This is a genomic window from Alteromonas sp. CyTr2, from assembly GCF_947311905.1.
In the GTDB taxonomy this organism is placed as follows: domain Bacteria; phylum Pseudomonadota; class Gammaproteobacteria; order Enterobacterales; family Alteromonadaceae; genus Alteromonas; species Alteromonas macleodii.
Genome location: NZ_CAMZMZ010000004.1, coordinates 103300 through 118837, shown reverse-complemented (window position 1 = coordinate 118837; position 15538 = coordinate 103300). Strand labels below are relative to the sequence as shown.

The 15538-nt window shown below is 45.4% G+C and carries 12 protein-coding genes; 7 read left to right on the top strand and 5 right to left on the bottom strand.

What is annotated here, in order from left to right; all coding sequences use genetic code 11:
• Window positions 1-7 precede the first annotated feature (7 nt).
• The 3 genes from QME20_RS04235 to QME20_RS04225 all read right to left on the bottom strand — a co-directional run bounded on the left by QME20_RS04235 (window position 8) and on the right by QME20_RS04225 (window position 4648).
• Entirely contained in the window at window positions 8-1012 is a 1005-nt protein-coding gene (locus tag QME20_RS04235) for a hypothetical protein (RefSeq protein WP_281715511.1), read from the bottom strand.
• A gap of 333 nt (window positions 1013-1345) precedes the next feature.
• The gene (cysG, locus tag QME20_RS04230) at window positions 1346-2728 is read right to left on the bottom strand and encodes a siroheme synthase CysG (protein ID WP_101563455.1); all 1383 of its coding nucleotides are present in this window, start codon (window positions 2726-2728) and stop codon (window positions 1346-1348) included.
• 129 nt (window positions 2729-2857) lie between these two features.
• On the bottom strand, window positions 2858-4648 hold the full coding sequence (locus QME20_RS04225; RefSeq protein WP_014948201.1) for a DEAD/DEAH box helicase: 1791 nt from the start codon (window positions 4646-4648) through the stop codon (window positions 2858-2860).
• 305 nt (window positions 4649-4953) lie between these two features.
• Here QME20_RS04225 and prsT point away from each other — a divergent pair, with 305 nt between their 5' ends.
• The gene (gene prsT, locus QME20_RS04220) at window positions 4954-7728 is read left to right on the top strand and encodes an XrtA/PEP-CTERM system TPR-repeat protein PrsT (protein WP_281715510.1); all 2775 of its coding nucleotides are present in this window, start codon (window positions 4954-4956) and stop codon (window positions 7726-7728) included.
• A 114-nt stretch (window positions 7729-7842) separates the two neighbouring features.
• On the opposite strand, the gene QME20_RS04215 is transcribed toward prsT, so the two are convergent.
• Window positions 7843-8697, bottom strand: coding sequence for an ion transporter (locus tag QME20_RS04215; RefSeq protein WP_281715509.1), 855 nt, complete (start codon window positions 8695-8697; stop codon window positions 7843-7845).
• A gap of 209 nt (window positions 8698-8906) precedes the next feature.
• On the opposite strand from QME20_RS04215, the gene QME20_RS04210 reads away from it, so the two are divergent.
• The gene (locus QME20_RS04210; protein WP_014997260.1) at window positions 8907-9065 is read left to right on the top strand and encodes a hypothetical protein; all 159 of its coding nucleotides are present in this window, start codon (window positions 8907-8909) and stop codon (window positions 9063-9065) included.
• Between the two features lie 139 nt (window positions 9066-9204).
• Here the strand turns inward: QME20_RS04210 and tolC are convergent, their stop codons facing one another.
• Window positions 9205-10578: an outer membrane channel protein TolC gene (gene tolC, locus QME20_RS04205; RefSeq protein ID WP_049587315.1), complete on the bottom strand. Its 1374-nt coding sequence runs from the start codon at window positions 10576-10578 to the stop codon at window positions 9205-9207.
• A gap of 295 nt (window positions 10579-10873) precedes the next feature.
• Here tolC and nudF point away from each other — a divergent pair, with 295 nt between their 5' ends.
• The 5 genes from nudF to parE all read left to right on the top strand — a co-directional run bounded on the left by nudF (window position 10874) and on the right by parE (window position 15477).
• Window positions 10874-11500, top strand: coding sequence for an ADP-ribose diphosphatase (nudF, locus tag QME20_RS04200; RefSeq protein WP_281715508.1), 627 nt, complete (start codon window positions 10874-10876; stop codon window positions 11498-11500).
• Window positions 11501-11541: 41 nt separating this feature from the next.
• Window positions 11542-11937, top strand: a complete 396-nt coding sequence (locus tag QME20_RS04195; RefSeq protein WP_281715524.1) for a DUF1249 domain-containing protein — start codon at window positions 11542-11544, stop codon at window positions 11935-11937.
• Window positions 11934-12767 (top strand): metallophosphoesterase, encoded by an 834-nt coding sequence (locus QME20_RS04190; RefSeq protein WP_171337535.1) that lies wholly within the window; start codon window positions 11934-11936, stop codon window positions 12765-12767. Before QME20_RS04195 ends, QME20_RS04190 begins: the two co-directional genes overlap by 4 nt.
• Before the next feature lie 119 nt (window positions 12768-12886).
• On the top strand, window positions 12887-13468 hold the full coding sequence (locus tag QME20_RS04185) for a YqiA/YcfP family alpha/beta fold hydrolase (protein WP_171337534.1): 582 nt from the start codon (window positions 12887-12889) through the stop codon (window positions 13466-13468).
• A gap of 113 nt (window positions 13469-13581) precedes the next feature.
• Entirely contained in the window at window positions 13582-15477 is a 1896-nt protein-coding gene (parE, locus tag QME20_RS04180) for a DNA topoisomerase IV subunit B (RefSeq protein WP_014997265.1), read from the top strand.
• The last annotated feature ends 61 nt before the right edge of the window (window positions 15478-15538 follow it).

Here is a 15538-nt window from a genome sequence, read left to right as displayed (position 1 = left end):
ATGAAACTTACTCTACTACTTCTACCTGGTAGCGCCCGGTCACAATGTAGCGCTCTGTATCTTCTGATACTTGTCCGAAGGGAATGAGTGCCGGACCCGTAGGATCATAGAGCACGTAAACGTCGCCATCGTGCTCTATGGTTCGGTCATCTGCCATGGGGGTTAATGCAATTCCAAGCAAAGCGTGGTTGGGCAGGTAAAGCACAATCATCTTTGTAGTAGGTAAAAAAGCTCTTACCATTGAAGACGCTAACACTGCTTTACTGTCACAGTCCCCTAGGTTCTGCATAAGCACACTAATGGGCGGCGCATACCCAGAGCCATTACTCACTACTCTATCTTCTAACGTGTCGTAAGGGATGCTTTGCAGCCAACTGAGAATTAAAGAAAAATAGGCTCTTGAATCTGACTCAGACGCGACTTTCTCGTAAAACGCTTGAGAAACGGACACCAAAGGTTTTACTGACTCAGAGATGTAACGCAGGTGGTCTGGCTTTATGGCACTTTGGTTAAATAAAGTCGTAAAGCGCGTGAAGTAATGTTCATGCAAGTAGCTATCGTAAGCGTTTTGCTGTACGTCACGTAAATGCGCTTGAACGTCTTCTATTTTCTCTTCGTCAGTCCCCGACACTTTAATATTAATGGCTTCTCTCAAGGGCTTGATTGTTACTTTTGCGTCCTTGGGGTCGATAGCCTTTGCTGCTTTGGTCAACGCAACAGTCACGTGTCGCTGTGCTATTTTTGGCTTGTAATTAGTTTGCCTTAGCGGCAAGTCTTCAATTGACTCAAAGGGAATTTCAAACCTGAGGTTATGTCGCTGCTTCGCACCGTCAATCCATTCGTAATAGAACTGCATGCCGGTATCAGTCTTCTTTCTTTTGAACTCGAGTTGTTCAGAGAGCGCATGCTGTACATGGAAAACCACAAGGATCGTAGCAAGACCAATATATCTTGTTAACTGACTAATAATGCGCCAAATGTTCTTTTTTTTCGAGTTAGTGTGAAGCTTCATTGTTATCGTTAGGTTAATTCAATAATTGATCACTCATTTTGTGAGTATGCGCGTGAAAATGAAAAAAACAAGGCAAAGGCTATTTTGAAGCCTTTGCCTTGGGTCGTGCCAGCCCATTACCCTGGCAGAGGGCAGAGGGCAGAGGGCAGAGGGCGTCAATAGTGCATTGAGAGACCTTGGGATTGTGCTACTTGATTCAAAAACTGTCGATTAATGGGTAAACCACTGAGTTGTTGCTGAATACTTTGTACATGTTTTGCGTAGGCCTGCCGCTGTTATTAAGCGGAAAGCTGGTACAGAGCCCCTTTATTTACACAAAGGGGTAGGAAGGGATTATTGGTACCAGTTTAGTTCGTCACGTAAACTAACAACTGAACCGACGATAATAAGTGTAGGAGGCTGTAATTGCGCCTCTTCTTGCTTAGCCACAATATTGCTCAGCGTGCCTGTTAGTACCGCCTGCTTTTCGGTAGTCGCCGATTGAACTAAAGCGATAGGCGTATTGGCATCAAGACCGTGTTCAATGAGCTTTTCGCAGATAATCGGCAAGCCTGTCAAACCCATATAAAACACAGCGGTTTGATTTTTCTGTGCAAGGGCTGGCCAGTTAAGATCGATAGTACCGTTTTTAAGGTGACCTGTTGCAAACACCACGGATTGTGCGTGATCGCGGTGAGTAAGGGGAATACCCGCATAGCTAGACGCCCCGCTTGCGGCGGTAATGCCGGGAACTACCTGAAAGTCGATGCCGTGCTGAATAAGTGTTTGAATTTCTTCTCCACCACGTCCAAATATGAATGGGTCGCCGCCTTTTAAACGCACCACACGATTGCCTTTTTTAGCTTCATCAACCATTAGTTGGTTAATGTCGTCTTGAGGAAGCGTGTGATTGCTTTTGGCCTTACCCACGTAGATTTTCTCAGCGTCACGGCGTACAAGCTCAAGAATTTGCGGCGATACTAAGCGATCATAGACTACCACGTCGGCCTTTTGCATTAAGCGCAAGGCGCGAAATGTAAGAAGATCGGGATCGCCAGGACCTGCTCCCACCAAATACACTTGCCCTTCTACTTTTTTGTCCTGAGCCGCGGCTTGCAGTGCTAATTCGAATGCATCATCGGCTTTGTTGTCTTGGCCCTTTTCTACCATTTCAGCAATGTCACCATCGAGCACGTCTTCCCAAAAGTATCGACGAGCGGTAACGCCATTAAGCGTTTGTTTTACTTTTTCGCGGAATTTTTCAGAAAATGCGCCAAGTCGACTTAAGTTAGCAGGCAGTACAGTCTCTAACTTTTGACGTAAATAACGAAGCAAAACAGGCGCTACACCACCACTACTCATAGCAATAACGATAGGAGAGCGGTCAACAATAGAGGGGGTGATGAATTGGCAAAGCGGCGTATTGTCCACCACGTTTACCAACACTTTGTTAGCGCGCGCTAAGTCGTGAATATGTTGATTAACATCGCCTTTGTCGGTGGCAATGAAGACCATATCTTTATGGGTGAGATCACTATTTTCAAACTCGCGTTCAATAAGTGTCACTTTCTCATTTTGCGCCAATTGCTTCACCGTATCGCAAACCCAAGGCGCCACCACGGTGATGGTCGCAGGTGTCTTCATAATAAGCTCTAGCTTACGGGCTGCTACTTCACCAGCCCCAACAATTAGAACATTGAGTTTTCTGGCGTCTAGGAATAACGGAAAGTAATCCATAAAGGTTTTCTTAGCTTCAAATACAAAAAAAGAACTGACACTATTTTGCGCCAATTCTTTTTAATTAGAAAACAACGAAAACAGCCTTTATATTGCTATTAGTTATATAAAGGCTGAATGTATTGCTATTTAGTTCTTACGCTTACGGTTTTCGCGATCTCCGCGATTAGGGCGGTCTTCACGATTGCCGCGAGGCGCTCTGTCACCACGGTTACCACGATCGCCACGACCTTTAGCCGGCGGTGTATCTGACCATTCGCGAATATTCAAACGCTGACCAGCAACACGGGTGCCCTGTAGCGTGTCGCGCGTTTCCTTAGGCATGCCTTCAGGAAGGTCTACCGTGCTGAAGTTGTCATAAATTTCGATAGCGCCAATGTGCTTCGAATTTATGTTTGCTTCATTAGCAATAGCGCCAACGATGTTGCCAGGCTTCGCACCGTGTACGTGACCCACTTCTATGCGGAAGCGCTGCATGCCTTCTTCAGGCTTGCGGTTTCCACGAGGTACTCTCGGCTTTCTCTCACGACCATCACGGTCACGAGAGTTTCTCTCACGGCTATCGCGCTGAGGCTTGCTGTTAATATCTGGACGATCTGATTCTTTAAGAATTAACGGTTCGTCGCCTTGCGCAATTTTAAGCAGTGCTGCCATCAATACTTCAGGAGACGCTTCGTTTTCTTCTTTAATCATCTCAACAATAGGCATTAATGATTCAATGCTATCGTCTTGGGTTGCTTCGGCAACCGATTGTTTGAAGCGGCTTAAACGGGTTTCGTTAATTTCGCTAATTGAAGGAATTGGCATTGCTTCAATAGGCTGTTTAGTGGTTTTCTCGATAGAGAATAACAAGCGCTTTTCACGGTGAGAGATAAATAGGATCGCATCACCTTGACGACCAGCACGACCAGTACGGCCGATACGGTGTACGTAAGATTCGCTGTCGTACGGAATATCGTAGTTGATAACGTGGCTTACACGCTCAACGTCAAGACCACGGGCTACAACGTCGGTAGCGACAAGGATATCAATTTTACCCTGTTTAAGTTTTTCAACAGTGCGCTCACGAGCTGCCTGAGGAATATCACCGTTTAGTGGTTCTACGTCGTAACCACGAGCAGAGAGTTTATCTGCTAGTTCAACCGTAGCGGTTTTCGTACGTACGAATATGATCATACCGTCGAACACTTCCACTTCCATGATACGCGTTAGCGCTTCAAGCTTGTGGTGTGGTGCAATTTGGCAATAGCGCTGGCGAATGGTGCTAGCTGTACTTACCTTAGACGCAATTTTAACGTGCTTAGGGTCTTTCAAGTATCGCTGAGTAATCTTCTTAATTGGGCCAGGCATAGTTGCCGAGAACAGTGCGGTTTGGCGCTCTTCTGGTGCGTGGCTAAGAATAAGTTCAACGTCATCGATAAAGCCCATACGAAGCATTTCGTCAGCTTCGTCTAGCACTAAGAACTTAAGTTCGCTTAAGTCTAGCGTTTTGCGCTTAATGTGGTCGATGATACGGCCTGGTGTACCTACAACAACCTGAACGCCGCGCTTAAGCTGGCGAATTTGGTTGTCGTACGACTGACCGCCGTATACTGGAAGTACTTTAATTTTTTGACTAAAGCTCGCATAAACCTGAAACGCCTCTGCAACCTGAATAGCTAGTTCACGGGTTGGGGCCAATACCAGTAATTGCGGCTTACGTTCTTCAGGATCGATATTTGCCAACATGGGCAGGGCAAACGCAGCGGTTTTTCCTGTCCCTGTCTGTGCCTGACCGAGTAAATCGTGCCCTTCAAGTAAAAGAGGGATACTCTCAGCTTGAATAGGAGACGGTTTCTCGTAGCCAACTTTTTCAAGGGCTTGTAAGATAGGTTCTGGTAAATTGAGGTCTTTAAATGTCATGTCGACAGTTGTGGTCATTAAGGATCCTGGTGCATTAAGTAAGGAGGGTGCGGCATACGATTAAACCGTACTTTTTCGGTTTATTATCGCAAGACGCTATACAGCGATGAACTGGCCTTTCGGGCGAGTTTATGAAGCGTATTCGTAGCGTATTTCGCGATATGCTTGCCAGCAGTGTTGCAAAAAACAATATTATATTCGAATAATGGCAAGGTTGCCACGAAATTGCACAAATTCGATGAAATAATAAGCAGTATGGTGGGTGCTTTTTACAATGTGCAAAAAAGTGACAATAAAAATTTGAGGAAGGGCAAGGAATTACAATGACAAAGCATAGAACTAATACATTAATTAAACGCACGACGTTAGCAGTAATGTTAACCAGTGCTCTTTTGTCAGGGTGTAGCGAAAAGTCGATGGAGAGCCATCTGGCCGATGCAAGGAACTACGCCTCTTCTCAACAAATCGACGCTGCTATTGTCGAATATAAAAACGCCATTCAAAAAGCGCCCGATGCCGCAGCACCGCGCTTCGAACTTGGCAAGCTGTACTTGCAGGAAAGTAATTTTTCAGCTGCTGAAAAAGAACTCAACAAGGCAATGGAACTCGGGCATCCTGTTAGCCAAGTTATTCCTCTATTGTCGGTCGCTTACCAACAGTCAGGCGCAGAAAATGCGTTGGCCGAAGTAGATTATCGCGCAGAAGGGATGTCAGCAGTTGAATCAGCCGAAGTGGGTTTTTATAAGCTACAGGCTTTAATGCAGCTAGGTAAAAACGAAGAAGCTGAAACGCTACTGGCTGATTTATCAACCCTAGATACGAGCTCAGTTTATAAAGGCCTTATTGACAGTTATGCCTTTGTTTTAGAGAACGACATGGATGGAGCGCTAGCCGCCACCGAGAAGCTGCGAGAACAAGCCCCCACCAATAAAGACGTGCTACAACAGCTAGCAAAAATTTATCTTCAAAAAGGTGAGCCGAGTAAAGCTGCCGAAGTCTACGGCGTGTATGTGAGTCAGTATCCTGACGACGTAACCAGCAAATTTGCCTATGCAGCGCTACTGATTGAAATAAGAGAGCTCGACAAAGCAGAACCTATTGTAGATGACTTGTTGACCTTAAATGAAAACCATCCGCTGCTTAATACCTTTAAAGGCATCATTGAGTCGGCCAACGAAAATTATGCTAAGGCCCTCGAACACTTGGAAATTGCCGTTCAAAATGGAAGAAGTGATCAGGTCGTGCGTTTGGTTGCGGGCTTCAGTGCATATCAAATTCAAGACTTTGAAGCGGCACAGCGTCACCTGACAATGGTGGCTTCTAGTCTTCCTGATAATCACCCTGGTCTTCGTATGCTGGCAGACAGCATGCTGCAGCTCGGTGAAAATGATGAAGCGCTTGAAGTATTAGCGAGGGTAGAAGGCGAGCAAGGTATTGATGCCGCACTATTCTCTAAGGCAAGTTATCAGCTTTTAAAAGACGGTAACGTAGTCGGTGCTCAGCAAATGGTGGCAAAGTCTGAAGCGGTGAGTACCACAGCAGAAGATTTATCTCGTTTAGGTGTTTTGCAGTTATCACTAAATGATATTGATGGCTTAGTTAATCTTGAACAAGCCGTAGAGCAGTCGCCAGAGTCTGTGACGTCACAAGCCACATTACTTCGCGCCTACATTGCTACTAGTCAGCTTGAAAAAGCAAAAAGCGCGGCGAAAGAGTGGCATGAAAAGTCACCTGAAACCGCAGCTCCGCTTATTTACCTAGGGAATATTGCGACGGCAGAGGGAGCCTACCAAGAGGCCGCCCAATATCTAGATAAAGCCAGCGAGCTAGAAGGTGCAAAGAATGAGGTGTTTTACTCTCGCGCTAAATTACTGGTAGCTGAAGGTAAAAAAGATAACGCGATTTCCTTTGTTCGCGCCTTTATTGATAAGAACCCCGCCGATGTACAGGCGCTAGCGCTATGGTTTGCCCTCGCAATGGAAAACGGGAACGCAAAGGACGTTATCAAGCATACTCAAACACAGTTCAACGCCAATAAAACAAATCTGAATTTAAGACTTCTTCTTGCAAGAATGTACTCGTTGAACAGTCAGCTTGATAAAACGGTTTCGCTTTTGTCAGATGTCGAAGGTAATGAAGCGTCGCCACAAGCGTTTTGGAACTTAAAGGGTCAAGCGCTTATTGCCACCAACAATGTAGAAGACGCGACAGCGTTTTTTGATCGTTGGCTATCGTTTTACCCGCAAGATAAAAATGCGGTCTTGGGTAAGTTGTTGATTGTCGACTCTCAAAAGCAATTTGATCAGGGGCTGACGTTAACCAATAAGGTGTTGGCTAAACGTCCAGATGCACAGTTAACCTTATTGAAAGCTTACTTTCACAGTCGACTTGGGCAGGCTAAACCTGCATGGGAAATTATTAATAGCACGGCCGATGATGTTAAGGCTCTGCCTTTCGTTAGAGGCGTAATAGCGCGCTTACATCTTATCGATAAAGCGCCTGAGCAAGCTGTAGAGCATGCCAAAGCCGCCTATGACACTACGCCTAACTCAGATAACGCTTTGTTGTTGATAGCGGCGCTTGAGATGTCGGGTAAAAAAGCTCAGGCATTTACGTTTCTTGAAAAACACGTTCAGATGCACAGCAACGACATCCCAAGTGCAATGCTGTTAGCCGAGCGTCAAATTGGCAAAGACAGAGCAGCAGCCATTAAAACTTATGAACAGGTGCTAGCTAAAACGCCAGATAATTTTGTCGTATTAAATAACCTGGCGTTTTTGGCGCTGGAAGATAAAAAACTTACCCGAGCAGAAGAGCTCGCTAAAAAGGCCGTATCACTGCAGCGTGAGAACGCAGACGCCGCGGACACGCTAGCGCAAATTTACATTGCTAAAGGTGATAAAGCCGCAGCGCTTAAACTGTACGAGGAAGTCGCTGCACGTCCTATTGCGAACGACGACGTATATTTAAATTATGTGAGTGTATTACTTGAACTCGATAAAAAGGCGCTCGCCTCGCGCAAGCTGGCAAGCCGAGAGTTTAAGTCAGAGGCAGCCAAGCAAAGAGCGGAATCACTTAAGCAGCAATACGGGCTTTAGGCTCGCCCGGGCGTATCTTGCTTTAGCCTAAATCTAGGCATCACCATTTTTGAGAAACTAAAAAGGCCACATCACTGTGGCCTTTTTCAATTGCGCTATTCGGATAGAACGCACTTAGCTGGTTTTGTTTACCGTGCTATTTTGATTATTAGCGGCAAGCTGTGCCTTCAGCTCTCGCAATTCTTGCATCACATCTTGAAGGGTTGGCTCTATGTTCCCTTGGGCAATTTGCTCTTCAAGTAAGGCGGCTTCTTTTTCTGCTCGTGCTTTTTCGTTTTCTCTTTCCATCACATTCACCACGATACCAATCACCATGTTTAAAAACGCGAAGGCGGTGAAGAAAATAAAGGTAAGATAGAAAATCCAGCTTAGCGAGTAAACCTCCTGAGTCTCGTACATTACATCGGTCCAATCTTCGAATGTCATAATTCTAAAGAGCGTTAGCATCGAGATAGTGATATCGCCCCACAGCACGGGATTGATGGTTTCGAATAAAGTACTGCCTATAGCTGCGTAAATGTAGAAAATGATAAACATCAACAGCATGACATATGCTAATTGGGGCAGTGCTTTAACCAAAGAAACTAATAAGATCCTGAGCTCGGGAATGATCGAAATCATACGCAATACGCGGAACACACGCACCAAACGGGCGATAAGTGCCAGTTCGGTATCGTCTGCCGGAATGAGACTAATAACCACAATCAGTGTGTCAAACCAGTTCCAAAAGCTCTTGAAAAAGTAGCGTTTACGTTTTTCAGCCAAAAAACGAATGGTGATTTCTGTTAGAAAGAAGGCACTGATAAACCAATCTAAAAATAGTGTTACTGACGACATGCCAGCTGGCAGTTCATAGGTCTTGGCACCTACGAGTAGCGCTGAAATAACAATAACGCTTATTACAAAGGCTTCGAACCATTTATTGGCTCGAATGCGCTCAAATTTATTTTGAAGTTCAGAGGCTTGCATTTCTATTTATCACTCAAAGAAAAACCGAATAGCCAAAGGGCTTGTGGTAAGCGCCATTGGCTGTATACTAAATAATCAGAAGTGCAGCGTACGCGCACTTATTGCATACAAATGTAGGGGCACAACGGGCGTTTTAAACCTGTCTCGTCGCACGTTACCTAAACGTTTATCAAGCCGAATACACAGGCTTAAAAATAAAGGGCATAATCATGGATGATGAATTACGGTTGTTGCAAGAGAAATTGCATCGTGTAGCGGAACGCTTGTCTAACTTCGCGCCCACAAAGCAAAATGCAGAAGCCTTGCGTATGGAATATCGCCAACTGCTAAGCGCACTTAAGAAATATACACCTACATCGCCAACTTAATCATCATTAACATAGCCCTTTTTCGCGACTCAGCATCGCATTTCTTCAGGTGTCATATTATCTCAGGCATAAAAAAGGGCAGCACTGGCTACCCTTTCTTTCACTATTGAGCATGTACTAAACGCTCAACTATCCAATGCTAATCATTGGTGTTGGTTTCTGCTGGCTTAAGACCACGGTTGATCATAGCCACATCTTCACCTGTCAATGTACCTGCCGCTTGCTTAAGCGTAACCACTGACTGAATAAAGTCATAGCGTGCGCCCGCAAGGTTACGACGTGCATCGAACAGGTTACGTGTGCTGTCTAGCACGTCAACAATGGTACGTGTACCTACATCAAAACCTGCTTCTGTTGCTTTAAGGGCGCTGTCTGCTGAGACCACTGACTGCTCTAAAGCACGAATCGTTGAGATTGACGCTTTTACATTGTTAAACGAGCTGCGAATAGACTGCACAGTTTGACGATAAGTCTGTTCAGCTGCTTGGCTTGCTGCAACATAGTTAAACTTAGCTTGGTCGGTTTGCGATGAAACGCGAGAGCCTTGATAGATAGGCACATTCAATTGAACCGCAACTGACTGACTATCAAGATAAGGTGTTTCAAACTGTAAGAACGGGTTTGAAATATCGTCTTTGCTTCGCGATGCGTTAGCTGTTAAACCAAGGGTAGGTAAGTGACCCGAGCGCGCAATTGAAATATCTTCTTTCGCGATATCCATAGCAAGTCTGTCAACCAGAAGTGCTAAGTTTTTATCCTGCGCAGTTTCTAGCCACTCATCGACAGCCGCTGGCACAGGCATAGTTGCGGCAAAATTCTCTGTGTTTAGCCCAAACAAACGATCGTGATATTTACCTGTAATTACGCGAAGCGCTTCAAGAGCAAATTCAAGCTGGTTCTTTGCTTGGATTTCCTGCGCCACCGTGCTGTCGTAATTGGCCTGAGCTTCGTGTACGTCAGTAATAGCCGTTAAACCCACTTCAAAACGCTGGCGAGTTTGTTCTAACTGGCGCTCAATGGCACGTTTTTCAGCGCCCACAAATTCAACATTGTCACGTGCACGTAGTACGTCAAAATAAGCAGTAACCGTACGCACAATAACGTCTTGCATGCTAGCGGCAAGCTGGGCGTCGCTTTGCTCGGCCACTTTTTCAGCGCGATCCAGCCCTAGCCAGTTTGCGTGGTCGTAAAGTGACATTTGTACCTGCAAACCATAATCGATAGTGTCTACGTCTGTTTCAAATACCACAATTTGAAGGTCATCAGCATTAGCACCTAACGTTTGTGCACGTTCAGCTGTAGAAGTTGTATAGCCTACCGAGCCAGATATCTGTGGTAGAAGGTTTGCGCGGCTAATACTAATCCCTTCAAACGCTGCATCACGTTGCGCTTTCGCTTGGTTTACCAATGGGTCGTTCGCCAGTGCTTGTTGATATACCTGCATAAGGTCATCGGCCAGCGCACCCGTTGTCATCGAAACTCCGATAACCAGCGACAGAAGTGTTCGTTTCATGCTTACGTCTTCCTGTTGTGTTCAAGTTGCGTCGTCATTCGCTCTAAGGGACGACTTAATAAAACCAAGTGTATGAAAATTCAACCACAAACCGAAAGTCCAAACTCGTAACAGTATTTGATTAACTGTAACAGAATATGTGATCTACCCACGCGATTATTATAGTAATAGACGACTTGTAATATGATTTTCTGTTATTCGCTCACACCCCGTTATGCATTTTTAACGCATATACATGGTTGGTGTGTAAATGTACTATGTATGATAAATCTATTTGAACCATAAGTGTCAGCAAATGAGCAAGGAATTCCTTTCATTTACCTCAAATGACGTCGAAATCACTGACATTAAGCCAGTGTATCGTGGTTTCTTTACCATGAATCAGTATCAATTTAAGCACAAGTGTTTTAATGGAGAGTGGAGTGATACCGTCACGCGAGAAATATTTGAACGCGGTCATGCAGTAGGCGTTTTGCCTTACGATCCAGTTCTTCAAGAGTTTGTGCTAATCGAGCAAGTAAGAATTGGGGCATTAGCCACATCTTCAAGCCCTTGGTTGATAGAAATTATTGCTGGCATGATTGATGAAGGTGAAACACCTGAAGCGGTATGCCATAGAGAGTCTATGGAAGAGGCAGGTATTACCCTAGATAAATTAACCAAAGCGCTGAGTTATTTATCGAGCCCGGGCGGCACGACCGAAAGATTACACATTTTTATAGCAAAGACTGATGCTAGCCAAGCGCAAGGCATTCACGGCTTAGAAAGCGAGTCTGAAGACATTAAAGTACACCGAATAAAAGAAAACACCGCCCTTGAATGGTTGGAAAATGGCCATATTGACAACGCCGCAGCGGTAATTGCGCTACAATGGTTCTTTATGCACAAAACACAACTTCTGGAGCAGTGGCAGACATCGTGACTCAACGCAACCAACGAAAATATGTACCTCATCTTCCTTCCATGCAGGCGCTTTGCGAACTGAACTACTCCCATGTTCTAAGAATTTTGCCTGATTGCGATGCGGAAGATTTGAGCTATGAATTTTCGGTAGGAGTGGGCCTGTCTTATGAAATACGCATTGTGGAGTCTGCTCGCTACACCAGTACATTAAGTATTAAGCAAACCACTAAAGACATGCCGTCTTACTTAACGCCTAGTATGACGGTGCGCCTATATCACGACGCTCGCATGGCGGAGGTTATCAATAGCCAAAATACGGGAGCGCTCGAACCCTCTTACGAGTATCCGAACTTAAAGATGCGCCAGCGCAACGAAAAGCATATGGTGAACATCTTTTTAGCTGAGTGGCTAAACTTCTGTTTGCAACACTCCTCAAATGTTACCTCTGAAGCGTGATTACACTTATACAACTCAGTGATTGCCACTTACTGAAAGATAAAAATAAAACGGGATATGCGGGTATAGCGCCCTATAAATCGCTAGCACGCGTGCTCAGTAGCATTCAAGAATATGTTGTTGATAGCGCTGATATTAAAAATTACGTTGCTCAAAAAGCTGCCAGCGAGTCAGAACAGAGGGCAAAGCATCAAGTAATTGTGTTGGTGACTGGGGATATTAGCGGCGATAATTCATCTGAGAGCTACGAGCATTTTATTGCATTGATGGAGCAATATATTGAGCCAGCAAATATAGAATGGTTTGTGCTGGCGGGTAATCACGATAATAATCCGTACTTTGAAAAATATCTTGGCAGCCGTCATTTAAAGAGCAATGACCCGATAAGCTTTCCCAATTGGCAAATACACGGCCTGGATACCCGCGCTATAACCAATAAGCAAACGGCAGCCGGGGAAGTAAAAGAAAGCGATATTCAGGCGCTAGAACAAGCGCTAATTAGGTCACCACAGGCCAATCATCTCGTTGCACTTCATCACCACATTTTGCCTTCAAACAGTTGGATGGATAAGCACTCTTTGGTTGATGCTCAGCGGTTAGTATCGCTTACAGATGAATATCCGCAGTTAAAAGCCTTCCTACACGGACACGTACATTCGCCGTTGCGCCAGCAGATAGGAAAGCACAATACGCCTTCTTACGGCAGCCCATCTACCTGTTGGCAATGGGAAATGCGTCCCGAATTCGGTGTTAGCAATGAAGCGCCAGGGTATCAGGTGATGAGCTTAATGGATGGTGGCACGGTGGGCGTTAAGGTTGTTCGGGTTTAGCTTTCGCGCTCTTTGCTTAAGCGTGGCTGTTTTGGAAGTATTTGGCGTTAAGAACAGTTTTGAACTCTCATCGAGTTCATATTAAATATAGAAAAAGAGAACACAGAATAGAGAAAAACATGCAGCACATTTTATATCTTCACGGCTTTTTAAGTTCGCCGAAATCCATTAAGGCGCAAGCCACAAAAGCGTATTTTGAGCAGCATCACGCAAACGTTACCCTACATATTCCAGAGCTGTCTAATTTTCCCAGTAAAGTAGAAGACCAGCTAACTTCACTTATTGAAAACACACCGGCTCTGCTTGAAAACGGGCTGAAGCTTATTGGTAGTTCAATGGGGGGCTATCTCTCTACGTTTTTGCTTGAAAAATTTGGAGGCAAAGCGGTGTTAATTAACCCTGCAGTTCGCCCCTACGAGCTGTTGCAAGGGTTTATCGGCACTCATGAAAATCCTTACAGCAAGGAAAAGTTTGAAATAGTTGAAAGCGATATAGGGGTAATTCAAGCGTTAGAGGCAACGTCAATCAAAGAACCAAACAGTTACAAGGTGTTGCTTCAGACAGAAGATGAAACACTGGATTACCGTTTGGCTGAAGAAAAGTACGCACAAAGTCATCTGGTTATTGAAGAAGGCGGCGATCACAGCTTTGTAGGTTACGAAAATCACTTGCCTGCTATTGCCGAGTTTTTGCTGAAATAAGCGCATTGCCAGTCTGTACTCGCCCTGCTAACATCAAACCTATGCTGTGCGGCGCTTTGCTTAAGCGCCGCGTACCTCTTTCTTTGTCGCTGGCTTAAATAACAACCATAACTATGTCAAATCAATACAATTCAGATGCTATCGAGGTTTTAAACGGCCTTGACCCCGTAAAACGCCGCCCTGGTATGTATACCGACACTACCCGCCCAAATCACTTGGGTCAGGAAGTCATCGATAACAGTGTGGATGAAGCGCTTGCTGGGCACGCCTCTAACATCAAAGTAATTTTGCATGAAGACCAATCGTTAGAAGTTATCGACGATGGTCGTGGTATGCCGGTAGATATTCACCCTGAAGAGGGAATATCAGGCGTAGAGCTAATTCTATGTAAACTTCACGCAGGTGGTAAGTTTTCAAACAAAAACTATGCCTTCTCTGGTGGTCTTCACGGGGTAGGGATCTCGGTAGTTAACGCGCTTTCAACCCGCGTAGAAGTGACCATTCGACGAGACAGTAACGTATACCAAATTGCCTTTGAAAACGGCGACAAAGTCGAAGACTTACAAGTTATTGATACCTGCGGTAAACGCAATACAGGAACCCGTGTTCACTTCTGGCCTGACCCGCAATATTTCGACTCGGCAAAATTCTCAGCCAGCCGACTTGTGCACAACTTGCGCGCTAAAGCGGTATTAAGCCCGGGTCTGCGCATTCGTTTCGACAACAAGATCACCAAAGAAAGCCAAGAGTGGTATTACGAAGACGGTCTTAAAGACTACCTCTACCAAGCGGTAGAAGAGTTTGAAACCTTGCCGTCTGACACGCCATTTGTAGGTACTTTCAGCGGCAATACAGAAGCCGCCGATTGGGCTGTAATGTGGTTGCCTGAAGGTGGAGATTTGGTAACGGAAAGCTACGTTAACCTTATTCCTACAGCGCAAGGCGGTACACACGTTAACGGGTTGCGCCAAGGCTTACTGGAGTCAATGCGCGAATTCTGCGAATTTAGAAACTTAATGCCCCGTGGCGTTAAGTTATCGCCTGATGATATTTGGGACCGCTGTGCCTATATCCTGTCGACTAAAATGCAGGACCCACAGTTTGCCGGGCAGACTAAAGAACGCCTGTCTTCACGTCAGGCCAGCGCGTTTGTATCAGGTGTAGTGAAAGATGCATTCAGCCTTTGGTTAAACCAACACACTGAAATTGCTGAAGCCCTTGCTGAAATGTGTATCAACAATGCACAGCGCCGCCTTCGTCAAACCAAAAAGGTTGCCCGTAAAAAGGTCACTCAAGGGCCTGCACTACCAGGCAAACTGACCGACTGCTCATCACAAGATATTTCGTACTCTGAACTGTTTTTAGTAGAGGGTGACTCGGCGGGTGGCTCGGCCAAGCAAGCGCGAGACCGAGAGTTTCAGGCAATTATGCCGCTGCGCGGTAAAATCTTAAATAGCTGGGAAGTTGACTCTTCTCAGGTACTGGCATCGCAGGAGATTCACGATATTTCAGTTGCGCTGGGTATCGACCCAGACTCGACGGACTTGTCTGGTTTGCGCTACGGTAAAATTTGTATTCTTGCTGATGCTGACTCTGATGGGCTACACATTGCTACCTTATTATGTGCGCTCTTTGTTCGTCACTTCAGAACCTTGGTAGAGCAAGGCCATGTGTATGTTGCTATGCCGCCGCTATTTAGAATAGATGTGGGCAAAGAGGTGTACTACGCGCTAGATGAAGGCGAGAAGCAGGGCATTCTTGACCGAATTGAAGCGGAAAAGAAACGCGGTAAAGTCAACGTACAGCGCTTTAAAGGCTTGGGTGAAATGAACCCGCTACAGCTTCGCGAAACAACCATGGATCCGAATACCCGTCGACTTGTTCAGCTGACCATTGAAGACGCTGAAGAAATGATGGAGCTGATGGACATGCTGCTTGCTAAGAAGCGTTCTGGCGACCGTAAAATATGGCTCGAAAGCAAAGGTAATATGGCTGAAGTGGTACTGTAACGCGCCACTTTAATGTTTGTTCACAGAAGCGTGTACCGAACACTCTGCTTAATAGTTTAAT